Origin of the sequence: Synechococcus sp. RS9916, assembly GCF_000153825.1 — a bacterium.
Taxonomy (GTDB): domain Bacteria; phylum Cyanobacteriota; class Cyanobacteriia; order PCC-6307; family Cyanobiaceae; genus Synechococcus_C.
In genome coordinates this window covers 1-26,767 of record NZ_DS022299.1, presented here as the reverse complement: position 1 = coordinate 26,767, position 26,767 = coordinate 1, and the positions used below count along the sequence as shown (strand labels likewise).

Sequence of the window (26,767 nt, the reverse complement as noted above, 5' to 3'; positions counted from 1 at the left end):
CCAGGAGGCAGCCATGACGCCAGCCGCCATCGAACGGTTCGCCACTCCCCTTGCTCTGAAAGGGAGTCGAAGCGAACGGCAGCTGCGTTGCCGGGTGCTGCAGTCTCCGCTGGCCGGAGTCAGCGATCGCATCTTCCGCCACTTGGTTCGCCGCTGGGCACCCGATGCACTGTTGTTCACCGAAATGGTGAATGCCACCAGCCTCGAGCTCGGCCATGGGCGCCGCAAAGTGGAGGAGCTGGCCCAGGAAGCCGGCCCCATCGGAGTGCAACTGTTTGATCACCGGCCCCAGGCCATGGCCGAAGCCGCTCGGCGGGCTGAAGCATCGGGAGCTTTCCTGATCGACATCAACATGGGGTGCCCGGTCAAAAAAATCGCCAAAAAAGGCGGGGGCAGTGGGCTGATCCGTGAGCCAGACCTGGCCGCACGGATCGTGGACACGGTGGCCGCAGCCGTTGCCATTCCTGTGACCGTGAAGACCCGTCTGGGCTGGTGTGGCAGCGATGGATCGGCCGCCGATGCCGTGCAGTGGTGCCAACAACTGGAAGAGGCGGGTGCTCGTCTGCTCACCCTGCATGGCCGCACCCGGGAACAGAAGTTCAGTGGTCGTGCCGACTGGCAGGCGATCGCCGCCGTCAAGGACGCCCTCTCGATCCCCGTGATCGCCAATGGCGACGTCAACACACCGGATGACGCCCTGCGCTGCCTCGCAGAGACAGGGGCCGATGGGGTGATGGTCGGCCGGGGCACGATGGGTTCCCCCTGGCTGGTGGGCCAGATTGATTCCGCACTGTCGGGCCGCCCCATCCCCACCACCCCTGGAGCGGCCGAACGCCTGACAATTGCCCGTGAGCAGCTCGTCGCCCTGGTGGCCGACCGCGGAGACCACGGGTTGTTGATTGCCCGAAAACACATGAGCTGGACCTGCACGGGCTTTCCTGGAGCTCCCCAGTTGCGCCATGCCCTGATGCGTGCCCCCAGCCCTCAGGATGCACTGGACCTCTTGGATGGCCAGCTGCAACAACTGGGATGAGCTGGTGGGCCCTGCTCGTACTGATCTGGCCCCTCTGGCTCCGGCAACGCCCAGAAGACGAAAGCCCACTCTGGGCGCGCCGCAGCCTGATCCTGCTGATCAGCCTGCTGACCCTGCGCTACTTGAGCTGGCGCGTCACCCACAGCCTCAACCTCAGCACGCCTCTCTCCAGCGGCCTCAGTCTGGTGCTGCTGCTGACCGAAAGCTGGCTGCTGCTCACAGGCCTGATCGCCTTCGGGCTGGCATGGAAACGCTTTCCGGATCGGCGCGAGCAAATGGATGCCGTGGAACAACGCTGGCTGGCCAGTCGTTGGCGCCCCAAGGTGGACCTCTACGTGCCCACCTGCGGTGAACCGCTGACCGTGCTGGAACGCACCCTGATCGGATGCAGTCAGCAGAGCTATGGCAACGCCCAGGTGTGGGTGTTGGATGACAGCGGCCGCGCGGAAGTGCGCCAACTGGCAGTCCACCTGGGCTGCCGTTATTTGCACCGGCCGGAACGAGTGCAGGCCAAAGCCGGCAACCTCAACCACGGGCTCCGTTACGGCCGAGGGGAACTCGTGGCCGTGCTGGATGCGGACTTCATCCCCCAACAGGACTTTCTCCACCGCTGCATCGGCTTTCTGAGCGAACCGGATGTGGCTCTGGTACAGACGCCGCAATGCTTCCTCAATGCAGATCCGGTGATGCGCAATCTGGGGATGGAACCCTGGCTTCTCTCGGATGAAGAAAGCTTCTATCGCTGGATTCAGCCCGTGCGCGACGGGTGGGGCGCCGTGGTCTGCGCTGGCACGTCGTTTGTGGCCCGCCGATCAGCACTCGAGAGCGTGGGTGGATTTGTGGGGAATGCGATTTCGGAAGACCTCGTCACAGGAATCGCCCTCAACGCCCAGGGCTGGCGGTTGATCTACCTGCAGGAAAAGCTCAGTGCTGGCCTTGCAGCGGAAACGATGGCTGATTTCGTGCGTCAGCGACAACGCTGGGCTGAAGGCACGTTGCAAAGCCTGGGGCTGAAGCAAGGCCCCCTGCGCAGCCCCAATCTCAACCTCGGCCAACGTATCGCCTATCTGGAGGGAGTGGTGCATTGGCTGAATCCGCTGCCGCGGATTCTGCTGTTGCTGATGCCCCTCAGCTATGGGCTGCTGCACACCCTGCCGGTGTTGATGAGCTGGCAAGACGCCAGGGATCAGTTACTGCCGCTCTGGGGAACACTGCTCCTGAGTGTGGGCTGGCTGAACCGCAGCTCCCGCGGGGCCCTGATCAGTGAACTCACCAGCTGGGTGCTGGCGGTGCCCCTGAGCATCACCGTGCTGCAACAAGGCTGGCGACTGCTTTGGAGACGATCCAACGGTGGCTTTCGCATCACCCCAAAACATCAGCGCCGCGACCGCGGCAGTTGCAGCGCTGCGTTGGCGCTGCCTCTGGTGGGGCTGACGGTGATCAGCCTGATCAACTTGCAGGGCCTGCTGATGCCCTCTGCTCCAGTGGACCCTCAGGCGATCAGTGGTCGCCCGATTGGTCTGCTCTGGGCGAGCGTGAATCTGATCAGCCTGCTGATTGCCCTTCGGGCCTGCTGGGATCCACCGGCGTCCGATCCTGCCCCCTGGCAACAACTCGACTGCCCCGCTTGGCTCAGCAACATCAGCGGCCCCTCTCGCTCCTGCACGATCACCGCGATGAGTGAGTCGGGTGTTGAACTGATGGTTCCAGGCTCTGAGCTTCAAAACCTGACTGGTCAAGACCTGAGCTGGTGCCAGCAGGTGCCAGCCATCCCGATCAGTCTGGTGAAACGCCGCGGGAACCAGGTGGCGCTGCGATGGGCAATGGCAACGAATGACCCAAGGAGACAAGCGTTGATCCGCTGGCTCTACGGGCGCCCAGGGTGCTGGCCCGATCGTGAGGCCCATGGGGAATGGCAAGCACTGCTGGTGTTGCTCAGCCGCATCGTGCGTCCGGCAGCCGCGCCAGGACCACTGCACCGCAGCGTGATGCGCCAGCAACTCAGCTGATCAGGTTGCGGGTTCCACTGATCGCCTGGGTCGCCAGCAACAACGCCACCATCAGGTTCAGGCCCACATGGAGCCGCCGAATCGCCAGTCGCCGTGCGATCTCCGCCTGCAATCCCAGGGAGAGCAGCAGCAACCCGCATAAGGCCATGCCACCCCAGTAATGGGATTGCCAGAACGCGGCCTGCCAGGGCCAGTCGGCACCACGATGCACCTCGGGCTGCGATCCCAGCAGCAGCAAACCGATCCAGGTGCTGATCGCCCAACCCAGGCGCAAGGCCGTGCGCCTGGAACGCAGGAGTGCCACCAACGCAGCCACCACCCCGAGCGCAGCAGCAAGAAAACCGGCAATCCGCGGGGCGGCCAGAGTCACCGGCGCGGTGGCCACGTCATGGGCCATGGCAATCAGAACTGCCACCACCATCACAGCCGTGACCCAGCGGCCGTGATCGGCATGCTCAACCGGCACGGTGGGCGCAATCGGATTGAGATCCAGGCGCCGCTCGCGCGCCAGGATCCCCAGCCGGATCGTGGCGCCCACCACCGGATACACAAACAAGATGATCAGCACCGGATGCACGAGCCCCAGCCACTGCATGGGGCTGAGGGACGGCACGGAAAGCAGGATCACGGTCATGTCTTACGGCAAAACGGCACTGGTGCCCTGACGGACCAGCAGCAACGAGAAATAGGGTCGCTCCCCAGCCTGCACGGCAGCCGCCGGCATCACCCGTTGATCTGGCCACCCCACCCTCTCGGCGAACAAGGCGTCATCCAACAGACCACGGGCCTGCAGCAAGGGCTGAATCCAGTGCCAGCGAACACCAAGCTTGAGAAGAGCCAGAACAGTTCCACTGGCCTTGGCCAAGGCCAAGAGGGCTTCCATGGCCTCCGGCGTCTCAGGGCAGGGGCGAATCAACAACCCCTCCTTCTGAAACGCGAGAGGCCAGGCGCCTGCGGCAGCCGCCGCAGCCACCGACGAAATCCCAGGGATCACCTCCACGGCCAGCTCGGCGTGGTGGCGCTGCAAAGCCAACAACACATAACTGCCCGTGGCGAACAGCGACACATCGCCCTCGCAGAGAAACACCACGCGCCGACCTTGCTGCACCTCATGGGCCAGGGTTGCGGCGGCAGCACGCCAGGCCTCCAGGAGTGGCTCGGGCTCCGTCACCATGGGAAAAACCAGGGGAAGACGGCGCTGGGCTGGATCCAAAAAGGGCTCCACAATGGCCGCGGCCATGCCTGTGGCATCAAGCCGGGCCACCGGGTAAGCGACCACCTCGGCAGCCCTCAGGCAGCGGTGGGCCTTCAACGTGAGCAGCTCCGGATCACCGGGGCCGACACCGATCAGCACCAACGAGGGGGAAGGGGCCGGATTTGATGCGGGGGTATAGCTCAGACCCCTAGAGGCAACTGGGGTTGTTCTAAGTCAGCCCGGTGCAGCGCGAGACTGAATGCACTGCCAGAGCCGGCATGAGCCATCTCCGAATCCAGTCAGCAACCGATCCAAAGGCACCACCTCGGCTCGACAGCCAGGAGCCCCGTGTAATCAAGCACGAACTGCTGCAACGCGGCATCCGCTTTGAACGCTGGCCAGCACGCCAGACCCTGGAGCCAGAGGCCGATCAACACAGCATTCTCAAGGCCTACGCCAATGAGGTGGCCCGTGTGCAGGCCAAGGGGACTTACCCGACGGTGGACGCCATTCGCATGACACCAGACCATCCCGATCGCGTGGCGCTACGAGAAAAGTTCCTCAGCGAACACACCCACGACGAGGACGAAGTACGGTTTTTCGTGGAGGGGCAGGGCCTGTTCTGCCTGCACATCAACGATGAAGTGCTTCAGGTGCTTTGTCAGGCCGGCGACTGGATTGCCGTGCCAGCCGGCACGAAGCATTGGTTCGACATGGGCAGCGCACCCAATTTCTGCGCAATCCGCTTCTTCAACAATCCCGAAGGCTGGGTGGCACGGTTCAGCGGCGATGCCATCGCTGACCATTTCCCGCGGCTGGACTAAGCCAAACGCGGAACAACTGGGCCGCCTCAGGCGGCCAACAGCAGATGGGCGTCAACCACAGACTGAAAGACGATGGGTCTGGCGCTGCGTTGATCCTGAGGCACACCATCACCAACCAGCAGTGCAGCTTCCAGATCGGAGCATTTACGCAACAGATCTTTCACCAGTGGATTGGCCTTGAGGAGGTCCCACTGGTCATCGGTGGTGCCATTCCGAAGAGCCTGCAGGGAATCGGCAACGGCCACAACAGGATCAACCATCGTCAAACGACCAATGACTGGGTCAATTATAAAACCGCCCACAAAACCCTGGTCGATCTCTTTGGACTTCTTTTGGACTTTTCCTGCGATTCCGTAACGGCTGACACCGTGGAAATCAGCTCGCCTCCAGCGAACGGGTCTCGAGCTGCTCTAACAACACATCGACAGGGATCTGGGTCGCGAAGCGACAGGCACAGGTCTCACTGGCATTGAGAGTCCCGTGCTCCCAGTATTTGTTGCTGCCCGTGCCGCCACCACAGAACCCGTAGTAGTCGCACTGCGCCTTGCACTGCTCCATGCCCGCCTCCATGTCGTGCTGCAGCCTGAGGAAAGCATCGGTGCGGGTCGCCTCCTCCAAGGACAAATCGCGCAGGTTGCCCAGGTTGAACAACCCATATCGTTCGGTTTCCACCGACAACAGCTCTGGGTCAAAGGTGGAGAAATTGCCCGCCGCATCCACGCTGAGAATGGAATACGGCCGATTCATCTCGTTCTGGCGCAGACGCTGGCCGCAGTCGATCATCTCCAGCACCTGGCTGAATTCCCGCAACTGAATCGGGAAGCCATCGCGCTGATTGCACTCCCAGAAGCGGCGCAGAAACGCTCGGTATTGCATCTCACGCTGGAGCCCCTGCATGGACGAGCGGGCATTCACACCCTCCTGCTCCTCGACGTTGAAGCCGATCTGATGGATGCCTTCATCGCGAAGGAAGGCATACATCACCTCGGGTTGTCCCAATGCCTCTTCCGTGAGCACAGCAATGGCATGGAATGGAATCCCATGGGCCTGGAGCGTGCGAATGCCACGCATGGTGTGGGCATGTGACCCACGGCCATTGCGGAAACGACGATGGACATCGTGGAGCGCCTCGGGGCCATCCACACTCACGCCGACCACGATGCGGTTGCGCTTGAAGCACTCCGCCCATTCATCGTTGATCAAGGTGGCATTGGTCTGCACATGCTGTTCGATCGCCACGCCCTGCTGCTGGAGTTCCCGCGTGTGGTCCTGGAGGCGACGGGTCGCTTCGTCGTAGAACCCACAGGGAAGGGTGAGGGGTTCTCCGGCATGCCAGAGGATCGACAGTTGAGGCCCCCAATAGGGGCTCTCGTAGATCCGGTTGAGCAGCAGCGGCAGCTGATCAAGATCAAACTGCCGGCGCTTTTGGCGATCCGGCAGATAGCAGTAACTGCAATCGAGATTGCAGAGCGACGTGGCCTGGATCACCACCAGGCCAATGGGACCGAAATCAGCGCAGCTCACCAATTCGCGAACCCTCCCCGATAAGCATTCCCAAAACCACGGCGACCGCCACCATTTGCAAAACCACGACCACGCCCGTTGCCCCAAGCACGGCCTCCACCATTCCCCCAAGCACGCGCCAAGAGATCAGGAGCCTGCGGCAACGCAGGATCCAAGGCTGCCCAAGCTTCAGGATTGAGCCTTTCGATGCGTTGCTCGAGAGCATTGGCGCCATCGGGCTGACGATGAACCGCAGCGCGGCTTGATTCACAAAGCACGGAGCTAGCGGCCAAAGCCGCAGCAACTGTGAGGAGTGTTGTTTTGTTCATGGCAGGCATTCAGGTAGAAAACAACGAAACGAGGGGGAGACCCACAGGGCCTCACTTCGCACTGAGCTGAGCAGTCGTCCCGAGCACCATGCGGAAGAAGGTGCTGATCTGGTCATCCTTCAGACCCACGGCACTGCCGCTGCCGATCCACCGGTTGATTTCAGAACGTACAGCAGGGTCGTTGGCGACATAGCCCGACAGCAGACGCCCGATCGCCAAATTGCTGACATTGAGCAGATGAGGCGTGGCATCACCCACCACGCAGCCGACACCCGAACGTGCATAGGGCCGATCCGGAACAAGCACGGCATCCGGAGCCGTGGCCGCGCGGTTCGCCTTCAGCCAAAGGCTGTCCCCACCCAAAACGGTGATCTCTTCTCCCTTGAGAGCAGCCAAGGCCTGTTCATGCCCCTCAAAGAACTTGAATTGGGCATCGTCGATCGAAGCGGCGAGCACATCTGCAGCGACGCTGTTCTGCACCACACCGATGGTCTTGCCCTTGAGGCCGTCTGGAGTGCCATCCGTGCCTTTGGGTGCCAGCACCCGCACGCCACCGTTGGCGAAGGGGATCGTGAAATCAAGCGTTCGTTGGCGCTCCCAGCTGAAGGCAACACCACAGGCGATGTCTGCCTCACCCGAGCGGATCTTGTCGAGCCCCTCACGGGGGGAGCTCACCGCCACGGGCTCAATACTGAATTGATCGGCCTTCGCCTGGGGAGCCCACTTCATCTGATCACGGATCGCCTCGAGCACCACGAACGACAAACCGTCGTAGGAGCTTCCGGATTTCTCCACCATCGGCAAAGCGCTCCCGATCACCACAGCACGCAACGTGCCGGTTTCAAAGGCATTGGCCGACGACGACTCCGGTTTTTCAGCCGGCTTCTGGCAGGCCACCAAACCGATGGCCGACAGAGCAAGCAGTGCACAAGAGGCCCTCTTACGCAAACTCATGGTGTGACGGTCCTGTGGGGTTCGACGAACCACACCTCTAGGCAGAACGAGACAAAGAGACCACAGCCCTGGCTTGAACCGGCACGATCGGGATCACCCCAGCCGATCAGCCGCGCGACACCCCGACGGAATGCATCCGTACGTCTTCCGGGCGTTCCAGATCGCCGCTCAAAATGTCGGCTTCCACATCAGCCAGCTCTTCCAAACGCGGCACGATCACCGAACGATCCCAGCGCTGTTCGCACAACACCCAATAAAGCCCGAAATGACGGGCTTCGCTGGCCAGCAACGCGCCGTAGAGGCTGCGCAGCTCAGGGTCTGGACTGTGTTCGGCCAATAAGGCCATGCGCTCGTGACTGCGCGCCTCAATCAGACCGGCCACCAGGAAAGAATCGAGCATCCGCTGCGGCTCCGCACGACGCACCTGCTTGGCCAGCAACGCGCCGTAGCCAGGGGAAGGGAGCGGTTCGAGGTAACGGCCCCTGGCTTTCAAAACCTCCAGCACTTGCTCGAAATGCTCCAGCTCCTCCCGAGCCAAGGGACTCAGGGCTTCGCCTAAACCTGGCTCGCAGAGGTAGCGAAACATCAACTGAACAGCTGCCCCCGCGGCCTTGCGCTCGCAGTGGGCGTGATCAATCAACACCTCGATGGGGTGCGCATTGGCTTGCTCCACCCAAGAGGCGCTGGTGGGTGCCGCCAGCCAACGGATGCTGGCCACCGATTTCTCAAGACACTGGCCTTCTGCAGGCATCGGAGAAACAACCACCATCAGCCCGCTGCCTCGGCGCGACCCTTCAAGTGGTGGACCAAGCCATCGAGCGCCAGGCGATAGCTATCAGCGCCGAAACCACAGATCACTCCGATGGCCCGGTCAGCCAGATAAGAGTGATGCCGGAACGGTTCACGAGCATGGGTGTTGCTCAGATGCAGTTCCAGGTAAGGAATCGCCACGCCCAAAAGAGCATCACGCAAGGCAATGGAGGTGTGGGTGTAGGCCCCCGCATTGATCAGGATCCCGTCCACTTGCCCCATGGCCTGATGGACACGATCCACCAGCGCCCCTTCGAAATTGCTTTGAAAACAGTCCAGCGAGACGCCTAAGCCACGGGCCTGCTCCTGAAGGTCAGCCTCAATCTGAGCGAGGGTTGCACTGCCATAAAGGCCAGGTTCCCGCTGCCCGAGGAGGTTGAGGTTCGGGCCATTGAGCAACAGCAGGCGCATGGCCCCATTCACGGACTAATTCAGAAACCGATCGTATCGAGAACAAGCCATGGGGCTCTGGATCGCGAAGGAGGGGGAGACCGGCTGGTAAATTCTTGGGGTGTGGTTCGGGTCGGTGCCCGAGTGGTTAATGGGGGCGGACTGTAAATCCGCTGGCTCTGCCTACGTTGGTTCAAATCCAACCCGGCCCATCCTCCACATGCCCTTGTAGCTCAGCGGTAGAGCACTCCCTTGGTAAGGGAGAGGTCACGAGTTCAAGTCTCGTCAAGGGCTCTTTTCCATTCCCCGGCACCGGGAATGTTGATTGAGATCATCAGCCAAGATATCTCAATTTTTTGATGGAAGTGAATATTGCGGCACCTGTTAGGCCAGCTTTGATTGAAGAATTACGTTTTCAAAGCAGGCAACATCCCTTCAAAGTCAGAGCCAAAGCGCTAACCAACCATTAATTTCCAGACAACAGGACAGCAAATGAATGCATTGCCTGGTGGTGGAAGACCAGACGATTCTCCTGGATCTTCTGGGCTCCGTGGTGGAAAGCTTTCCCGAGGTGGAGCAGGTCACGAAAGCCGACTGCATCAGCACCGCCCTCGCGAGCAGCAAGGCTCTGCCGCTGGATCTGGCCATCCTTGATCTACGGCTTCCCGATGGTGATGGCTGCGACCTCGGGCAACTGCTCGTCGAACAACACCCCAACCTCCAACTCATCGTTCTGTCCGGCGCGGCCCAAGACTTTGTCTGTCCGCCAGCACTGCAATCTTCCGTTCGCGCAGTGATTGACAAAACCGATGCTTTCGAGGCCCTTCGCCAATGCCTCACAACCCTAATCAAACCAGCCCATCTGGGCCTTACCGCTCGGCAAAAGGAGATTTACGACTTAATCGGGGAAGGCAAAAGCAGCAAAGAAATCGCCAAACTTCTGGGGAGCGCACTGTCCACGGTGGAAACCCACCGCAAGGCCATTAGCCAGCAACTCAATCTCAGTGGAGCGGAACTGATTCGCGCCGCGGCCATCCAACACCATCTGCAAAAGATCGACTAATGGCCCGCTCCAAACCATCGCTGGCGGCCAAACTCAGCCGCACCACAGGCCTGCAATTGGTTCTCGTGGCCGGATCCCTGAGCGCCCTGAGTTTCAGCCTGGGACGCAACAGCGGCTTCCAGCAGATTGAAGCGCATCGCGCCACTGTGCCCGTGGTGCGCGTGGCAGAACAACTGAGCCGAAAGCTCAGTTATCCCACCATCATTAATGACCTGAATGTCGCAGCAGTGTCTGCCGACCCCAATCTCCTCAACGACTTTGACCGGCTTTCACACCGTTTCTGGCGACAACTGAAATCCTTTCCTGTTGATTACATCAACTACGGAAGCACGGATGGATCCTTTCTCGGCATTGAGAAGTTATCCCCCGACCGTTTTGCCCACAACGAAGACAGCCAACGTTTCGGGCGGGGCACGATGCAGGTGTATTCCATGGATGCGAACGGCCAACGCCTTGCCAAGACCGATGCCATTCCCGGAATGAGCACATCCCATGAAGAGGCCTGGTATGTGGACACCGTCAAAGCGGGACAACCCAGCTGGAGCAGCATTTATGCCTGGGAAGATCAACCCGATGTGTTTTCCATCTCTTACAACGCACCGATCTACAACAAGTCAAACAAGTTGCTAGGCGTCGTTGGCGTTGACATGGTCATCAACCAACTCAGCACCTGGCTGCAGGACACCTGGGAAAATCAGCAGGGACTCGCACTGATCGTGGAAGCCAATGGCGACCTCGTCGCCAGCTCCCAAGCCAACACCCTGCTGATCGGCAAAGGCGATCAGCCCCAACGCGCCAACCTCAAAGACATCACCCTTCCTTTGGCCACTGAGCTGCACACCCAGTTCCGTGAGGCCAACATCGCAACGCAGCAAGGCGCCAAGCAAAGCCTGAACAACACCAGCCCAAGAGTCATTGAACTCGACGACCAGCACTATCTGATCAATTCCACACCATGGGGCGACAATTACGGCCTCACTTGGCATCTGCTCACAGCCATCCCTGCCGACGAAGAATGGCGCGCCTCCGAGCTGATCCTCTACTTAAGTGTGATCACCAGTCTGGCCGCCATTGGCCTTGCCTTGGCAATCAACAGGCGACTGATCAAGGGGATCCTGACTCCTCTAACGGCCCTCACATCGGCCAGCAAAAGCACGGAAGTGCAGATTGAAGAAGAAGCCCAAAAACGAGAGTTTGCCACGCCTGTCAGCTACGCCTGCACACTTCCAGCATCCAGCACTGAAGAAATTGCTGGCCTCAACAAAGCCATCCAGGCCTTGGTGCAAGCCTTCAACAGACTCACCCAGACCCTTCGAGAGAAAGACGAACGGGAGCTGAAAGATATCAGCCAAAAACTCAAAATCAGCCTGGAAGCTGCGGCCATCGGTCACGAGATCAACCAACCTCTGAGCATCGTTCGCCTCACCGCCCAGTCACTGCTGAACACACTCAAACGGCAAGACCCAGGCCAAAGCTCTCCCGCTCTGAACGAAGGCCTCACCACGCTCAATGCGCAGACAGAACGGATCGCCACGATCACGGAAAAAATGCGTTCCCTACTCCGCAATGCCCAAACCAACCTTGGGCCAGTGGACCTGCAGCAAGTCATCGACAACAGCATCCGCTATGTGCGATCCAATCACCGCAACGGCAACTGGATTGCAACCCATGCTTCAAACACCAGCCCAGGCGTTCAGCCGGTGATTGAAGGCGATGCGGTGCAACTCCAGGTCGCCCTGATCAACCTGCTCAAAAACGGGCTTGATGCCCTTGCTGGTCAAACCCGCAGCGAGAACGCTCCACCTCCCTCGGTGAAGATCACACTGAACGAGCAGGACGCTCAGTGGACGATCGATGTCGATGACAACGGTCCAGGACTGTCCCAAGACTTACTGGGTTCGATGCCACTGTCCACCAGCAAGCCTGATGGCAGTGGGCTGGGGCTGTTCATCGTGCGAACAGCTGTGGAGAGTCACCAAGGTGAACTCACGCTCACAACCAATGCGTGGGGCGGTCTGAAGGCACGCATCAACCTGCCCAAATCCCGCACTTGATTGCCTGCCTACCCAGTTCTGGGGATTGAGCAAAGTCCCCGGACTTCAGACAATCGGTGGGTCTGCGCTGACGTGTGGTGGTCAGTCTCGACCTTCTTTCCAGCTTGGATGGCCTGCTGTGGCTTCAGGCCGGAAAGCAGGTGGGCGAGACCTTTCAGCAACACCAAACCACCGTTAGCCGCAACCAGAAAAAGTGCGCCCGCACCTTCGGACTGACCCTGCGTAAACAGAGGGGTACCTGGGCCCTCCAAGGCAGCACTGAGCTGCTGAACCTGGAACGGGAAGTGCACCAGGCCGCTCGGTTTGCTGGGCAGGCTCCTCTCCGGCTCGAGGGGAATGGGTGGATGGATGGCCTGCTCTGCACACCCCCTCCCCCAGGGTGGCGATCGGGTGCTTGCAAGCCTGTCGGCCAATCCCGCTGCCTGGAGCTCCTGCGCGAACGCATCGTGGATGCCTGGCTCTGCCCGCTTCCTGACATCCCGAGCCCAGATCCCAGTCTCAGCATCCAGCCCCTGTGCGCGCTGCCCGTGCGTCTGATGGTGGCGCCCGAGCATCCGCTGCTGCACCAGAGAGATCTGAGTCTGGAGCGAATCAGACGCTATCCCTGGCAACGGATCAAACCAGGGGCCTATCCCGGCACTGAGCAGCTCTTGAAAGCTCACGGAGTTTGGCCGCCGGCGCGCCGGGGGCAGAACCGAGAAGCACCGCAAGACGACGGGCCCCACGGGGTCTCATTTCGGGTGCACATCGGCTCAGTCTTGACCAGCCAACCTGAACAGCCCGCGTTGGTGCCCCTGCCCCTGAATCTCAACGCAGTGACCGGGGTCGCCCTGATCGTGCTCCAAGACCATGCCGATCGGCCCGCCATCCGCCACTTGGAAACCAGGCTGCGACAGACATTGCAGGAGGCTCGAAAGCTGTATCCCGATATCCAGATGCTGGCGTGAACAAGCCAAACCATTGAACGGCTGAACGCTTGCAGACGCCGCGTTCACGGCTAACACTGAAAAAACAGTGTGGCCATGGCAGCAACGCCTCTTCTCCTGGCCCTGGATCAGGGCACCAGCAGTTCGCGCGCGGCCTTATTTGACAACCAAGGTCGGTTGATCGCCCAGGCCTCAGCGCCGCTGGCCATCCACTACCCAGCCGATGGCTGGGTTGAGCAGGATCCTGAAGCGATCTGGGGCAGCCAGCGGCAGGCGATGGCCCAGCTGGAAGCCCGCCTGACGCCGGAACAGCGGAAGAACATTGTTGGCTGTGGCATTACCAACCAACGTGAAACCACAGTGTTGTGGCGCCGCAGTGACGGGATCCCCTGCGGACCAGCTCTGGTGTGGCAAGACGGACGTACGGCCGACCTTTGCCAGCAGTGGAAGGCCCAGGGGCTCGAGGCCGATTGGCGGCAGCGCACGGGGCTGCTGTTGGATCCCTATTTCAGCGCCAGCAAAGTCCAATGGCTGCTGGGCCATGAAGCTGCAGCGACAGCCGCTGCAGAACACGATGACCTCTGCTTTGGCACGGTCGAAAGCTGGTTGCTCTGGAAGCTCACCGCCGGTCAGCGCCACTGCTCCGACATGAGCAATGCCAGCCGCACCCTGCTCATGGATCTGGAAAAGCGGCAATGGGTGGATCGCTTCTGCGAGCAGATCGGTCTGCCGCACTCCGCTCTGCCGGAACTGGTGCCCTGCCGCGGAGACTTCGGGGTGATCGCCCCAGACCTGCCCTTCGCCGGAGTGCCCATCAGGGCACTGTTGGGAGATCAGCAGGCTGCCACCCTCGGGCAGCTTTGCCTCAAGCCGGGAGAAGCGAAATGCACCTACGGAACAGGTGCTTTTTTGGTCGTGAACACCGGTACCGAGCTGCGCCGCTCCGATGACGGGCTGCTCACCACTCTGGGGTGGACGGATGCCAAAGGCAATCCGACCTACTGCCTGGAGGGCAGCCTTTTCAATGCCGGCACGGTGGTGCAGTGGCTGCGGGATGGCCTGGGACTGATCAACAACGCCGCGGAGATCAATGACCTCGCTGAGAGCGTCAACTCCTCCGGGGGCGTCATGCTGGTGCCGGCCTTCACCGGTTGGGGCACCCCCCACTGGGACCCCAGTGCCCGCGGCTTGCTGATTGGTCTCACCCGCGACAGCAGCCGAGGTCACATCGCCCGGGCAGCACTGGAGGGCATTGCTCTCTCCGTCGCCAACCTGGTGTGCCTGGCAGAGCAGGCCATCGGCCACAGCCTGGGAGAGCTGGCCGTGGATGGAGGAGCTGCCGCTTCCAATCCGCTACTCGAAGCCCAAGCCAACAGCACAGGCCTGCAGGTGAGGCGACCCGCCAACCTGGAAAGCACGGCCCGGGGAGTGGCCCTACTGGCCGGGGTGCAAGCCGGAGTGATCGATGACCTCCAGGACCTGGTGGCAACCCGCAGCCAGGGAGCCGAACTGTTCACACCCACCATGGATGCCGGCCAACGGCAGCGTTGGCAATCGCGATGGGACAACGCTGTGAAGCGCAGCCTGCACTGGAGTGACGGCGACCAGGCATGAGCGAACCCCTTGATCTGCTGGTGATCGGTGGCGGCGCCAGTGGTGCCAGCGTGACCTATGAAGCAGCACGCCGCGGCCTGAGCGTGGCGCTGCTGGAAGGGTCTGACCTCAGCTGTGGCACCAGTTGCCGCAGCACCAAGCTGCTGCACGGCGGCGTGCGTTACCTCGAGCTCGCCTTCAAAACAGCAGACCCTGCCCAGCTGCGCCTGGTGCGGGAAGCCCTGCTGGAACGGGGCCACTGGCTGCGGCAAGCCCCCTTTCTCGCCCAACGGCTGGAACTGGCGTTACCCACCAACGGGCTGATCGGTCAGCTCTACTACCGGATGGGGCTTGGGGTCTACGACGCTTTAGCGGGTCAGACCAGCATCGGGTCCAGTCGATGGCTCTCCAAAACCCAGCTGCATCAGGCCTTACCTCAGATCAAACCGGGGCTGAACGGTGGCGTGGCCTACAGCGATGGGCAATTTGACGATGCACGCCTCAACCTGCTGCTTGCCCTCACAGCAGAACAGGCCGGCGCCCAGATCCTTCCAGGCTGTCGCGTCACCAGCCTCACCAAAGACGGATCGGGGCGCATCAACGGTGCCATCAGCATGAACGCCGACGGCCAGGAGCAGCGCTGGACAGCCAGGGCAGTGGTCAACGCCACAGGGATCCAAGCCGACAGCATCCGTCAGATGGCGGATCCCGACGTGCCCGATCGCATGCTCACCAGCCGCGGCGTGCATCTAGTGCTGCGGGCCAACCTCTGCCCGGCTGGAGTCGGTCTGCTGCTGCCCTCCACCGATGACGGTCGGGTGTTGTTCATGCTGCCGTTCTTCGGGCGCACGCTCGTGGGAACCACGGACACCGCCTGTTCCCTCACAGCAGCAGCAACGCCCTCCCAGGACGAGCGGGACTATTTGCTTGCTTACGTCCGTCGCTGGTTCCCCCAGCTCAGCGATTTGGATGTGGGCAGCAGCTGGGCGGGGGGGCGCCCCCTGCTGAAGCCTGCCGGAGCGGAACGCGACAGCAGCCGGGTGGTGAGGGAACACGAGGTGGAGACCTTGCCTTGTGGCCTGGTGAGCGTGATGGGAGGCAAATGGACCACCTGCAGACCCATGGCCCTCGACACCCTTGACGCCGTGGCAGATCAGTTAGGGCGACCGCTCCCGTCCCCCAAGCCCCTTCCCCTGCTTGGCGCAGCCGACACCCCTGATCACACCAGGGATCAACTGCAGCAGCAACAACAGGAACTCCACACCCTCTTGCCAGCCACTCCCCAACGGGGCGCCCAGATCCGACATCTGCAGGGCAACTTCGGCGTCCGCGCCGCAACCCTGGTGAGCCGCTGGACTGCTGACGAACGGGTCCCTCTGAGTGACGTGATCCCGATCTGCCGCGGCGAGCTTCGCCACGCGGTGAAGGCTGAACACGCCCGGAGCGTCACCGCAGTGCTGGCCCGCCGCTGCCGACTGGCCATGGTGGATCAGGGTGATGCGGAACGCCTGGTGCCTCTGGTGAATGACTTACTCGAGGAGCATCAAGACACCACTCCGGCTGGAGCCGATCGGCTCAATCTGGCGCTGTAACGGGCCGGGATCTCTGGGCAGCCTGGTCATCGAGCTCCGCATCCACCTCGCCGATCAGCCACCAACTGAAGCCATGGGCTGGGAGGTAGACAAACCAGTCATGGTCTGCCGGGGGAAATTCACAACCCCACAGCACTTCCCGGGTGCGTTCCCCTTTCCATCGGCTCAGATCCAAACGCAGCGAAGCACCGGCTGCCGAGAGGTTGGCCGCCACCAGCACGGTCATCGATTCACTGGTGCGCACATAAACAATGACCGCTGGATGGCTGCACTCCAGCAATTCGAAGTCGCCATGGCGCAGAGCCGGCAAGAGGCGCCTGCAGGTGAGCATGCGGCGGTGCCAGTTGAGCAAGGACCCCTGCAGCTGTTTCTGCACTTCCACGTTCACCACCCGGTAGTCGTAGCCGGGAGCGGTGATGGACGGCAGAACGAGCAATGGATCCGGAGCAGTCGAGAACCCCCCATTACGAGCAGGCGTCCAGGCCATCGGCGTGCGATTGGGATCACGGTCACGCAGACCCGGCCAATCACCCATGCCCAGTTCATCGCCGTAATAGAGGCAAGGCATGCCCGGCAAGCTGTAGATCAAGGCGTGCAGCACCCGATTGGAGCCGGGGTCACCATTCAGCAAGGGGGCCAAGCGGCGGTTGATCCCCCAGTTGAGCCAGTGCCCATGCCCCTGATGCAGGCCGGCCCGGATGGTCTGGACCACTGCATCGCTAACCAGGTGACCATCGCCGAGCCAGAGCTCGTCATGGTTGCGCAAGGGAAGTGCCCAACGACAGCCCGGCACCGCAGCCTTCGCCTCGGCCAGGCATTGGCGCAGGCCCGCCACGCGACCGCTGGCGATGGCGGCAAACAGATGGGCCGTGAGCACGAAATTGAACGCGCCGTGCAGCTCGGAATCATCGAGGTATGGGGCGGCTTCTTCCACCGGCTGGATCGCTTCCGCCAACAGCAGCACGTCCCGACCATGGGCCTCCACCCGCTGACGCAACCGTTGGAGAAACGCGTGGGTCGCCGGCAGCCCCTCGCAACGGGACCCCTCTTCTTCAAACAGAAACGGAATGGCATCCAAGCGGAAGCCATCGACGCCGCGCTCGATCCACACATCGACCACCTCGAGCATGGCCTCTTGCACTAAGGGGTTCTCGTAATTGAGATCCGGCTGATGGCGCAAAAAGCGGTGCAGGTAGTACTGCTGAGCGACCTCATCCCATTCCCAGTTCGACGCCTCGAAATGGCGAAACAGCACCGGTGCTTCGCTGTAGCGATTGGGGTCATCACTCCAGACGTACACATCGCGCTCCGGACTGTGTTTCGGAGCCCAACGTGCCCGCTGAAACCAGGGATGCAGGGTGCTGGTGTGATTCAGGACCAGATCCAGAATCACCTTGATGCCGTGCTTGTGGGCCGCGGTGCGAAAGCGATGAAAGGCGGCCAGGTCGCCGAGGTCGGGGTGAATCCCCTGAAAGTCGGTGATGTCGTATCCGCCGTCCTGCAGAGGTGAGGGGTAGATCGGTGTCAACCAGACCGCTTCCACCCCCAACCAGCGCAAATAGGGAAGCCGCGCCGTTAACCCCTGAAAATCACCGACGCCGTCGCCATTGCCGTCGGCATAACTGCGCACGATCAACTCATAGATCACTGCGCCGTTCCACCAGGGCTGCTGCATGGCATCAAGCGTGAGCCGACCCCATTGCTAGACCTGAAATCAGGCGACGTCATCCCCCGCATGCGGGGATGGATTGGCAGCATGGCGGCACCGTGCCCCACACTCCGCAGCCACGCCAATGACGCTCCTTTCAGCGCCTGCTGACACCACAGAGAACAACGGCAACGGCCTGCCGAATGTCGAGCGTCTGCGGGCACCGGTGGCTCGTGGTGAAACCCGCGCAGAGCCCTGGCGCCGCCAACAACTGAAGGCGATGCGCCAGCTGCTTGATCAACATCAAGACGACATCCTTGATGCACTGCACGCCGACCTGGGCAAACCACCAACGGAAGGGATGGTGGAGGTGCTGGCTCTGCGTCAGGAACTGAAACTCTGCGATCGCCTGCTGCGCCGCTGGATGCGTCCCCGCAAGGTGACCGTTCCCCTTCCCCTGCAACCGGGGCAAGCCGAGGTGATTCGGGAACCCCTCGGGTGTGTGTTGATCATTGGCCCCTGGAATTACCCCTTTCACCTCACACTCCAACCACTGATCAGCGCCCTGGCGGCAGGGAACACCGCCGTGGTCAAACCGTCGGAACATGCACCGGCAACCGCGGCACTGATCGAACGGTTGCTGCAGAAGACCTTCAATAGCGATGTGGTGCAGGTGGTGCAAGGTGACGGTGGCACCGCCGCTGCCTTGGTGGACCAGGGCTATGACCACATCTTCTTCACCGGTGGGGGAAGCATCGGCAGCAAGGTGTTAGCCGGGGCCGCCCGTCACCTCACCCCTGTGACGCTGGAGCTGGGAGGGAAGAGCCCGGCTGTCGTTCTGGCAGGCGCTGATCTGGCCGTGACCGCGCGACGGCTGATCTGGGGCAAAGGCCTGAACGCCGGCCAGACCTGCATCGCTCCCGACTACCTGCTCGTGGAAAGGGATCTACGCAATCCCCTGCTGGAAGCCCTGAAGGTGGCCCGCAGCGAGCTTTACGGCGACACCCCCCTCAACTCCCCCGACCTGGGACGGATTATTAACGTCCGGCAATACCAGCGCCTGGAGGGATTGCTCCAAGGGGCCCAAGCCCAGGAGCAAGTGCTAATCGGTGGGGAGTGCGACGCGACAAAGCGGCAAATCGCCCCCACCGTGCTGGCCGTCGACCGTTCTGACGACCCCCTGATGCGGGACGAACTCTTCGGTCCTTTGCTGCCCATGATCGAAGTCGAGGATCTGGCCATGGCGATGGAGCAGATCCGCAGCCGACCCAAGCCCCTGGCTCTCTATCTCTTCGGGGGCACTGCTGCACAGCAGCAACAACTCCTGATGGGCACCAGCTCGGGTGGCGTCTGCTTCAACGACGTGGTGATGCATGTGGGCATCCCCGATCTGCCCTTTGGCGGAGTCGGCCCCAGTGGCATGGGCAGCTATCACGGTGAAGCTGGATTCAGCACCTTCAGCCATGAGCGCTCCGTCCTCAGGCGGCCGTTTGCTCTGGATTTGCGCTTGCGTTATCCGCCCTATCGCCTCAGTCTCGACTGGATGAGGCGATTACTGGGCTGATCAGGACTGGCGCTAAAGCCCAGGCACCTTATGGTTCGCCCAGAGGATAAACAGCAGATGCGCCAAGCCCTGATCGCAGCCCTGGCCCTATCGGCCCTGATGCCGCTTCAGGCCATCTGCGGCTCGGTGACGGTGCGCCCCGGAGACACCCTCTCCGACATCGCCGATCGCTACGGCGTATCTGTGGGAACGCTGATGCGTCTGAATCAACTGCGTGATTCCAATCACGTCGAAGTGGGGCAGACCCTTCGCCTTCCCGGGCCCAGATTCACTCCAGGTCGCGGACGGCACGTCGTGGTGAGTGGCGACAGCCTCAGCGCCATCGCGAGCCTCTACCGGGTGAGCGAAAGGTCCCTGATCGCAGTGAACAATCTGCGCGACGCCAACCATGTGGAACTGGGTCAGACCCTGCGCCTCCCCAGCAATGCGGTGCTGCCCCAACCCAAGCGTGCCCAGGCCACCAAGACCAAGCCTGTGCCGATCAATGCAAGCCCCAATGCCACCAGCCACACCGTTGCCCGCGGTCAGACGCTGACCCAGATCGCCAAGGCCTATGAGGTTTCAGTCACCTCCCTGGTGGACATCAACAGCCTCGGCGATCCCAACAAGGTGACCGTGGGCACGAAATTGTTGCTGCGTCGCCCTGCCGCAAACACACAACCTGTGCTCGCCACGCAGTCAGTGGCGGAGCCGGTGCAGACCAGCCAGCCAGCAGTGTCAGAGCAAACACCCACACCTGCTGCAGAGAGCTCCAGCAAGCCGGCAACAACGGTCACATCCACGAGCAGCCCTGCAAGCACCACAAAACCCAAACCGACCACCAGCGTCAAACCCAAAACAGACAAGCCCACCGTGGTGGCCACGGCCTCGACCAAAACCACCACATCGGTGGCGCCGAAAACGGCCGACTGGCGTAGCTACGGACCGCTCAAAGTCGACTGGGGGAACTGGCAAACCATGGCTGGCAGCGAAGTGGCACCCACGCTGAATGCCGATGGACAACCCCTGTACATCGCTGTGAACTGTGGAGCACGCAAGATCAACGTGACCGGGGCCAATGGCTCATGGAAAACCTGGAACGACCCGCAGAACGGCTACGAGCAGGACCTGATCAAGGATCGTTGCGCAGGCGCAACGAACTGATCGCCTGCAGTCAGGCCGCGTAGTGCAACGGCCAGGGCTGCTTGAGAAAGCGTCGCCCGCTGTCTCGCAAGAACAGTCTCTGGGAGCCGTCATTGGTTTCTTGAATCAGCTCCTCTTGCACCATCCGTCGCATCAGCCAACCCCAACGAAGTGGCTCGACCGCAGCCAGGCTGTCGCTCAAGCTGCGGGCATCGGTGCCGTGGTCCTCCTCGAGGGCTTGAAGCAACGTGAGCGCCGGTTCTGACCAATCCTCACGGTGGAGTTGCCCCTGACAGCGGTCACAGCGTCCGCAAGGTGGCGCAAGTTCCCCCACAGCAAGAAGAAGAGCCTGCTGGCGACACATTTCACCCTCAGCCACCGCTTCCATCCGGCGAAGCTGCTGCTGCGCAAGCTCCACCCGCCGCCGTTCTTCCTCTTCCTGCTCGGGTTGGATGTGACGTCGCAGTGAAGCCTGCATCGCCCAGCCCAGGCTGGTGCGATCGCGAGGGGAAAAGAACACGATGCATTGCGCCGGCAAACCATCTCGCCCGGCGCGTCCGGATTCCTGGAGATAGCCCTCCGGTGTTGCAGGCAGATCGAGATGGAGAACGAGCCCCACATCGCCGCGGTCAACGCCCATTCCGAAGGCCACCGTGGCGACGAGCACCGGGCGCTCCGCTTCCAGGAAGTGGCAAAGCGCCTGCTGTCGCAGCTCTGGATCAAGACCAGCGTGATACGGGATCGCCTCCACCCCATTGGCGTCCAGTCGCTCCGCCCAGTGCTCGACCGATCGGCGTGTACGGGCATAGATCAACGACGCTCCACGGGATTGCTTCACCGCTTTGAGCACCTGAGCCAAGGGGTCCTTGGGTCGGCGATGCATCACGTAGTGCAGGTTGTCGCGCTGCGCAGAACACACCTGAACCAAGGGGGAGTGCAGGTCCAGCAACCTGAGGATGTCGGCCCGCACCCTTGGCGCAGCAGTGGCGCTGAGAGCAACCACGGGCACCCCTGGGCAGAGAGCACGCACCTCTCCGAGCCGGCGATAGTCAGGGCGGAAATCATGCCCCCAAGCACTGATGCAGTGGGCTTCATCCACTGCCAGGGCCACCAAACGGCCGAGAGTGTGCGCACTGAGAATGAGATCGCGAACCTGGGGCGACTGCAGCCGTTCCGGAGCCAGATAAAGCAAGCGCAGGCTGCCCTCAGCCAAAAGACGCCACACCTTCTGGCGGTCTTCGGGAGTCATGCCGGCATGCAGGCAGGCAGCGGGAATCTCTCGGGCACGAAGCTGTCGCACCTGATCTTCCATCAGTGCCACCAACGGCGACACCACAAGCACCAATCCCTGCCTTATCAAGGCAGGGAGCTGATAGCAAAGCGACTTGCCACCCCCAGTGGGCAAAACGGCTAAGGCATCGCGCCCTTCGAGCAACGCCTCAATGACCGGTCGTTGCCCAGAACGAAAGTCATCCCAGCCGTAGTGCTCTTGAAGCAGCGCTAGTAGCGGATCCAAACCACACCAGCGCTGGGGGCTCTACTTTAACGACCACCAGATCTAGGGGAGCAAAGGGGACTCCAGTTGATCTGGAGACTCCTCGACCAGCTGCAAACGCACCCTCTTACCACCAGCAAGTTCACCGAGGGACACCCGCATCGTGGCCCCACTCAAGCTCTGAAGGGCTGAGAGCACATCACGCAAGTAAGGAGTGCTGCTGCCGCTCTCCACCCAAAGTCGTTCCTGCAAGCCACCCAGACGACGCCAGGAGGTGTGCAGTTTCAGCACTGCAGACTCCAGCGCCTGCGCCTGACCTACGGCGTCAGCCAGCAGCCCAAGGGCATCGAGACGCTGAGCCTCCTGCATGGCTTTCTCTAGATCCAGTTCACCCTGCTGAAAAGCCCGAACCGCCACACCACTCTCTGTGGCCTTGGTGATCCATCGCGCCGTACTCGTCACATCTTTGATGCGATCGATTTCCGGCTCATCCCGAAGCACTTTGCGGAGATCCTCTTGCTGGGGCTCTGGCAACTTGGCCAACTCCTTCACCAACGGTGCTACGACCTTGGGGGGAAGCAGATTTTCCTGAGTGCGCTGCCTGATTTCCTCGGGCAACAAGGGACTGGTGGCCGCAGTGAATTCGTCGGTGAGACGACGAACCTGTTTGCGCGTGATCTCCTGACCTTCATTGGCAGCTTCTGAAATCATCAGCTGAACCTCGGGATCGGCCTGGGCCGTCTCCAGGAATGCTCGTTTGGAGAAGTGGTTGACACTGCTCTCCTCGAGCATTCCACCGCCGACCAGATCCTCCGCCGATTCAGCCAACTGGATCAGGCTGTAGGCCCGGGTTTTACTGATCTCCCTCTCACGCAGCCACTGAAGGAAACCAGCACCTCGTCCTTCTCCACCGCGTTTCTCCCGATCCCGTACTGCTTTCAGAATGCGACCACGCAGGATCTCGGTCTGCAGGTCAAAACGATCACAAACGGCCCAGGCCTGCTCCAGCTGGGCGAGGAACTCCATCGTGCTGATGTCATCACGCTCAGGATCCGGCAGATCCAGCTGAAGCAGGGGGGGCTCAGGGCTGAGGCTGGAACTCACGGCAGCAAGCAAGACGGGGATGGATGCTGCCATGGCGAACGACATTGTGTGACGCTCCACGTCTCAGGCGACCCACCCGGGGATACGCTCCCAATGCATCCCCAATCCTCCGCAGCGATGGCGATCTCACGCGGTGACATGGTGCGCATCAAGCGCCCCGAGTCCTACTGGTACAACGAAGTGGGCAAAGTCGCTTCCATTGACACGTCTGGCATCCGTTATCCAGTCGTTGTTCGCTTCGAAAAGGTGAACTACAACGGCATCTCTGGATCCGAAGGTGGCATCAACACCAACAACTTCGCTGAATCAGAGCTGGAAAAGGCCTGAGGTCCTTGCCAGAACTGCCTGAAGTCGAGACGGTCCGCCGAGGATTGGCAGACCGTCTCTCAAGTTTCCAGATTCACGACGTTGAGATCCTCCGGGACAGGGCAATTGCCAGTCCCGGAGGATCTTCTTTGTTTACTCAGGCCTTAAGAGGGACTTGGGTCGGACAATGGCACAGGCGTGGCAAATACCTTTTCGCCGACCTCCACGACAGCCCCGATCACCAGCAGGACGCGGAACGTGGCCATTGGGGTGTCCACTTGCGCATGACAGGGCAGTTTCTCTGGCTGGACGATGCAACAGAGCCCTGCCGCCACACCCGGGTGCGCTTCTGGGATCCTGAAGGAAGAGAACTGCGCTTCATCGATATGCGCAGCTTCGGCGAGATGTGGTGGGTCCCACCTGGCGATCCACTGGAGTCGGTCATCACTGGCCTAAAAAAACTGGGTCCAGAACCCTTCAGCGACGACTTCAACGGGGGCTACCTGAAGCAGCGATTGAAAAACAGCAAACGCTCCATCAAGGCAGCTTTACTGGACCAAAGCCTTGTCGCAGGTGCCGGCAACATCTATGCCGATGAAAGCCTGTTTGCTGCCGGCATTGCACCTCACACGGCAGCTGGGCAGCTGAAGCTGGCGCAACTCAACGAGCTCTGCGCCTGTTTGGTGGATGTGCTTCAGAAAAGCATTGGCGCAGGAGGAACCACCTTCAGCGACTTCAGAGATCTTGAAGGGGTCAATGGTAACTACGGAGGTCAGGCCTCCGTTTACCGACGCACAGGATCTCCTTGCCTCGCATGCGGAACCCCGATCGTTCGCGACAAGTTGGCCGGACGCAGCACCCATTGGTGCCCCAATTGCCAGCGCTGAAGATCGGCTAAGACAGAACAAGACACTCTCGATCGATTGACTACGCCTGCAGAGGACCTTGTCGAAACGATTGGGGACTTACACCGACGCGGGTGGTGCGACGGCACAGGCGGGAACTTCAGCCTGGTGACGCAACAATCGCCCCTCACCCTGTTGATGGCACCCAGTGGTGTCGACAAAGGGAAGGTCAGCGTGGAGATGCTGATCGAAGTCAATAATCAGGCCAAAGTCGTGCGGGGCGAAGGACGCGCAAGCGCAGAGACACTCATGCACCTGAAAATTGTGGAGATCTGCGGCAGCGGTGCAGTACTGCACACCCACTCCACCAATGCCACGCTGCTCTCCAAACAAGCCTGCGAGCGGGGAAGCATCACGATGGAGGGATGGGAAATGCTGAAAGGATTGCGTGGAGTGACCACCCACGAGACGCAAATCAACCTTCCAATCATTGCGAACGATCAGGATCTCGAAAGGCTGTCTTCGACTGCAGAACCACTCCTCAAACAAGCCCCCCATGGACTACTTGTGGCAGGGCATGGCCTCTACGCCTGGGGTGACTCGCTACAGGAGGCCCGACGCCATGTGGAAATTCTGGAATTCCTTCTCGAACTGCACTGGAAACAACAACTTCTCGGAATCCGCTAATGATTACCCACCTGCTGCTTGATATCGAAGGGACAACATGCCCGATCACATTTGTTTCAAGTGTGCTTTTCCCATATGCCAAGAGACAGCTCAAGGCCTACCTCGACTTAAACGACAGCGACGATGAGGTGCGCCAACTCATCAAGGATGCCTGGAATGAATGGCGCGTCGACCCCGATCCGAAAAGCCAGGCAATGCTGAAAGATGGCACCACAGAAGCCGAAGATCATGGCAATGAAGGCATCCATGGCTACCTCCAGCATCTGATCTCAATTGACAGAAAATCAACCACGCTCAAAGATCTTCAAGGCCGGATCTGGAAGCAGGGATACGACCTTGGATCTATTCAAAGTGAGCTTTACCCAGAAGCGCTGGCTGCGCTTCACGAATGGGCATCTGCCGGATACAAGCTCGCCGTGTATTCCTCAGGAAGCGTGGCTGCACAACAACTGCTCTATCAGCACACTCCAGGAGGGGACGTGAGGCATCTCTTCAGCGCCTGGTTTGATACACGAACGGGCCCCAAAAAGGAAAGCCAGTCCTATCAATCCATCGCCAGAGAAGTCAATACACCAGCCCGAAACATCGCATTCATCAGCGATAACAAAGCCGAATGCGACGCAGCTGAAGAGGCAGGGATGAACACGATTTTCAGCCTGCGAGATGGAAACCCCGATCAATCACCCGGGCACCACATGGTAATCACCTCGCTGCACCAAGTTCTCGACATGATCAAAGCCAATCGAGAAACCTAGAGCCACCAATCAGCGATGGCTGCTGCTTGCCGCGCAGCGCAATCCCTCAAGCAGCAACCCTCTAATTCTCTGCCACCCCCCCACATCTCGATCTGAAAGCGAGCACAAAAAAAGCCGCCCCGGACGGAGCGGCTTTCTTCTCAGAAGAGGCGATGGAGGGTGTCAACACCACTGCCATCACCTTCTTCAGATTGAAAATTGAGTTTTACCTGGCATCGAGTTATTTTCTCAGGGGGCTACCCCCCAAATATCGTCACCGCTGCTGCGTTTCACAACCGAGTTCGAGATGGATCGGAGTGGTGCCACAGCGCTATGGACACCAGGATAGGTCTCAATTCTCAAGGATGAACCCTGAGAACTGCATAGGTTTTGATCACTTGCGTGATCTCATCTAGAAAAGAATCAAGCTTGTTTCAAGGCAAGAACCAAAATGTTGGTCAAGCCCTCGGTCTATTAGTACTCCTCTGCTGCATCCATTACTGGACTTCCACATAGAGCCTATCAACGGGTGTTCTTCCCGTGACCTTACTGGGTTACCCCATGGGAATACTCATCTTGAGGTGGGCTTCCCACTTAGATGCTTTCAGCGGTTATCCACTCCGCACATGGCTACCCAGCGTTTACCGTTGGCACGATAACTGGTACACCAGAGGTGCGTTCCTCCCGGTCCTCTCGTACTAGGGAGAAATCCTCTCAATATTCCTACGCATACACCGGATATGGACCGAACTGTCTCACGACGTTCTGAACCCAGCTCGCGTACCGCTTTAATGGGCGAACAGCCCAACCCTTGGGACCGACTTCAGCCCCAGGTTGCGATGAGCCGACATCGAGGTGCCAAACCTCCCCGTCGATGTGAACTCTTGGGGGAGATCAGCCTGTTATCCCTAGAGTAACTTTTATCCGTTGAGCGACGGCCCTTCCACTCAGAACCGTCGGATCACTAAAGCCGACTTTCGTCCCTGT

General features: G+C 60.7%; 25 protein-coding genes, 2 tRNA genes and 2 rRNA genes. 16 read left to right on the top strand and 13 right to left on the bottom strand.

All coding sequences use genetic code 11. From position 1 onward, the window contains the following. The first annotated feature begins 13 nt into the window (after positions 1-13). Both dusB and RS9916_RS00140 read left to right on the top strand, forming a co-directional pair. Positions 14-1,033, top strand: coding sequence for a tRNA dihydrouridine synthase DusB (dusB, locus tag RS9916_RS00145; protein ID WP_007097085.1), 1,020 nt, complete (start codon positions 14-16; stop codon positions 1,031-1,033). Further along, entirely contained in the window at positions 1,030-3,042 is a 2,013-nt protein-coding gene (locus tag RS9916_RS00140) for a glycosyltransferase (protein WP_007097084.1), read from the top strand. Before dusB ends, RS9916_RS00140 begins: the two co-directional genes overlap by 4 nt. On the opposite strand, the gene RS9916_RS00135 is transcribed toward RS9916_RS00140, so the two are convergent. Next, positions 3,035-3,676, bottom strand: coding sequence for a DUF4079 domain-containing protein (locus RS9916_RS00135; RefSeq protein ID WP_007097083.1), 642 nt, complete (start codon positions 3,674-3,676; stop codon positions 3,035-3,037). The two genes, RS9916_RS00140 and RS9916_RS00135, sit on opposite strands and share 8 nt — an antisense overlap. Before the next feature lie 3 nt (positions 3,677-3,679). Beyond that, positions 3,680-4,390: a precorrin-2 C(20)-methyltransferase gene (gene cobI, locus RS9916_RS00130; RefSeq protein WP_038023891.1), complete on the bottom strand. Its 711-nt coding sequence runs from the start codon at positions 4,388-4,390 to the stop codon at positions 3,680-3,682. A 125-nt stretch (positions 4,391-4,515) separates the two neighbouring features. On the opposite strand from cobI, the gene RS9916_RS00125 reads away from it, so the two are divergent. Continuing rightward, a complete protein-coding gene (locus RS9916_RS00125) occupies positions 4,516-5,061 on the top strand; it encodes an acireductone dioxygenase (protein WP_038022926.1) in 546 nt (181 codons plus the stop codon). Between the two features lie 26 nt (positions 5,062-5,087). Here the strand turns inward: RS9916_RS00125 and RS9916_RS00120 are convergent, their stop codons facing one another. The 6 genes from RS9916_RS00120 to aroQ all read right to left on the bottom strand — a co-directional run bounded on the left by RS9916_RS00120 (position 5,088) and on the right by aroQ (position 9,068). Beyond that, entirely contained in the window at positions 5,088-5,321 is a 234-nt protein-coding gene (locus RS9916_RS00120; protein WP_007097080.1) for a hypothetical protein, read from the bottom strand. A 115-nt stretch (positions 5,322-5,436) separates the two neighbouring features. Next, on the bottom strand, positions 5,437-6,585 hold the full coding sequence (gene grrM / locus RS9916_RS00115) for a cyclophane-forming radical SAM/SPASM peptide maturase GrrM/OscB (RefSeq protein WP_007097079.1): 1,149 nt from the start codon (positions 6,583-6,585) through the stop codon (positions 5,437-5,439). Continuing rightward, complete coding sequence (gene grrA, locus RS9916_RS00110) at positions 6,582-6,893, bottom strand: GrrA/OscA1 family cyclophane-containing rSAM-modified RiPP (RefSeq protein ID WP_071961536.1); 312 nt, start codon at positions 6,891-6,893, stop codon at positions 6,582-6,584. Before grrA ends, grrM begins: the two co-directional genes overlap by 4 nt. Positions 6,894-6,944: 51 nt before the next feature. Beyond that, the gene (grrP, locus tag RS9916_RS00105) at positions 6,945-7,847 is read right to left on the bottom strand and encodes an extracellular substrate binding-like orphan protein GrrP (RefSeq protein ID WP_007097077.1); all 903 of its coding nucleotides are present in this window, start codon (positions 7,845-7,847) and stop codon (positions 6,945-6,947) included. A gap of 106 nt (positions 7,848-7,953) precedes the next feature. Continuing rightward, positions 7,954-8,616 carry a tRNA-(ms[2]io[6]A)-hydroxylase gene (locus RS9916_RS00100; RefSeq protein ID WP_007097076.1) on the bottom strand — a complete coding sequence of 221 codons (663 nt, stop codon included), beginning with the start codon at positions 8,614-8,616 and terminating at the stop codon, positions 7,954-7,956. Then, complete coding sequence (aroQ, locus tag RS9916_RS00095; protein ID WP_007097075.1) at positions 8,616-9,068, bottom strand: type II 3-dehydroquinate dehydratase; 453 nt, start codon at positions 9,066-9,068, stop codon at positions 8,616-8,618. The genes RS9916_RS00100 and aroQ overlap by 1 nt, the downstream gene beginning before the upstream one ends. A 109-nt stretch (positions 9,069-9,177) precedes the next feature. On the opposite strand from aroQ, the gene RS9916_RS00090 reads away from it, so the two are divergent. From RS9916_RS00090 to RS9916_RS00060, 7 genes are all read left to right on the top strand, one after another. After that, positions 9,178-9,259: transfer RNA gene (locus RS9916_RS00090), tRNA-Tyr, on the top strand. 10 nt (positions 9,260-9,269) lie between these two features. Then, a tRNA-Thr gene (locus tag RS9916_RS00085) sits at positions 9,270-9,341 on the top strand. A 214-nt stretch (positions 9,342-9,555) separates the two neighbouring features. Beyond that, complete coding sequence (locus RS9916_RS00080; protein WP_232199478.1) at positions 9,556-10,110, top strand: response regulator transcription factor; 555 nt, start codon at positions 9,556-9,558, stop codon at positions 10,108-10,110. After that, on the top strand, positions 10,110-12,164 hold the full coding sequence (locus RS9916_RS00075) for an ATP-binding protein (protein WP_007097073.1): 2,055 nt from the start codon (positions 10,110-10,112) through the stop codon (positions 12,162-12,164). Before RS9916_RS00080 ends, RS9916_RS00075 begins: the two co-directional genes overlap by 1 nt. Before the next feature lie 77 nt (positions 12,165-12,241). Beyond that, the gene (locus tag RS9916_RS13640) at positions 12,242-13,111 is read left to right on the top strand and encodes a LysR substrate-binding domain-containing protein (protein ID WP_038023884.1); all 870 of its coding nucleotides are present in this window, start codon (positions 12,242-12,244) and stop codon (positions 13,109-13,111) included. A 75-nt stretch (positions 13,112-13,186) separates the two neighbouring features. Then, entirely contained in the window at positions 13,187-14,704 is a 1,518-nt protein-coding gene (locus RS9916_RS00065) for a glycerol kinase (protein WP_038022920.1), read from the top strand. Further along, positions 14,701-16,275, top strand: coding sequence for a glycerol-3-phosphate dehydrogenase/oxidase (locus tag RS9916_RS00060; RefSeq protein ID WP_007097070.1), 1,575 nt, complete (start codon positions 14,701-14,703; stop codon positions 16,273-16,275). Before RS9916_RS00065 ends, RS9916_RS00060 begins: the two co-directional genes overlap by 4 nt. Here RS9916_RS00060 and RS9916_RS00055 read toward each other — a convergent pair. Further along, the gene (locus RS9916_RS00055) at positions 16,259-17,950 is read right to left on the bottom strand and encodes an alpha-amylase family protein (RefSeq protein ID WP_007097069.1); all 1,692 of its coding nucleotides are present in this window, start codon (positions 17,948-17,950) and stop codon (positions 16,259-16,261) included. The genes RS9916_RS00060 and RS9916_RS00055 overlap by 17 nt on opposite strands. 118 nt (positions 17,951-18,068) lie before the next feature. Between RS9916_RS00055 and RS9916_RS00050 the strand changes: the two genes are divergently transcribed. Beyond that, positions 18,069-19,487, top strand: coding sequence for an aldehyde dehydrogenase family protein (locus RS9916_RS00050; protein WP_007097068.1), 1,419 nt, complete (start codon positions 18,069-18,071; stop codon positions 19,485-19,487). Between the two features lie 57 nt (positions 19,488-19,544). Then, positions 19,545-20,630, top strand: coding sequence for a LysM peptidoglycan-binding domain-containing protein (locus RS9916_RS00045; protein WP_038023879.1), 1,086 nt, complete (start codon positions 19,545-19,547; stop codon positions 20,628-20,630). A 10-nt stretch (positions 20,631-20,640) separates the two neighbouring features. Here the strand turns inward: RS9916_RS00045 and RS9916_RS00040 are convergent, their stop codons facing one another. Together RS9916_RS00040 and RS9916_RS00035 are read right to left on the bottom strand one after the other, a co-directional pair. Then, on the bottom strand, positions 20,641-22,125 hold the full coding sequence (locus tag RS9916_RS00040; RefSeq protein WP_007097066.1) for an ATP-dependent DNA helicase RecQ: 1,485 nt from the start codon (positions 22,123-22,125) through the stop codon (positions 20,641-20,643). A 42-nt stretch (positions 22,126-22,167) separates the two neighbouring features. Then, positions 22,168-23,241 (bottom strand): hypothetical protein, encoded by a 1,074-nt coding sequence (locus RS9916_RS00035; protein ID WP_369791597.1) that lies wholly within the window; start codon positions 23,239-23,241, stop codon positions 22,168-22,170. Positions 23,242-23,325: 84 nt separating this feature from the next. Between RS9916_RS00035 and RS9916_RS00030 the strand changes: the two genes are divergently transcribed. Genes RS9916_RS00030 through mtnC form a run of 4 tightly spaced genes read left to right on the top strand, consistent with a single transcriptional unit; the run spans position 23,326 to position 25,801 of the window. Beyond that, a complete protein-coding gene (locus tag RS9916_RS00030; protein WP_007097064.1) occupies positions 23,326-23,535 on the top strand; it encodes a photosystem I reaction center subunit IV in 210 nt (69 codons plus the stop codon). Between the two features lie 5 nt (positions 23,536-23,540). Next, positions 23,541-24,401, top strand: a complete 861-nt coding sequence (locus RS9916_RS00025) for a DNA-formamidopyrimidine glycosylase (RefSeq protein ID WP_038022916.1) — start codon at positions 23,541-23,543, stop codon at positions 24,399-24,401. Between the two features lie 36 nt (positions 24,402-24,437). Next, positions 24,438-25,046, top strand: coding sequence for a methylthioribulose 1-phosphate dehydratase (gene mtnB / locus RS9916_RS00020; protein ID WP_038022913.1), 609 nt, complete (start codon positions 24,438-24,440; stop codon positions 25,044-25,046). After that, the gene (gene mtnC / locus RS9916_RS00015) at positions 25,046-25,801 is read left to right on the top strand and encodes an acireductone synthase (RefSeq protein WP_007097061.1); all 756 of its coding nucleotides are present in this window, start codon (positions 25,046-25,048) and stop codon (positions 25,799-25,801) included. The genes mtnB and mtnC overlap by 1 nt, the downstream gene beginning before the upstream one ends. Before the next feature lie 207 nt (positions 25,802-26,008). On the opposite strand, the gene rrf is transcribed toward mtnC, so the two are convergent. Both rrf and RS9916_RS00005 read right to left on the bottom strand, forming a co-directional pair. Continuing rightward, positions 26,009-26,125 (bottom strand): 5S ribosomal RNA (rrf, locus tag RS9916_RS00010). 109 nt (positions 26,126-26,234) lie between these two features. Beyond that, a 23S ribosomal RNA gene (locus RS9916_RS00005) occupies positions 26,235-26,767 on the bottom strand; the annotation flags it as partial.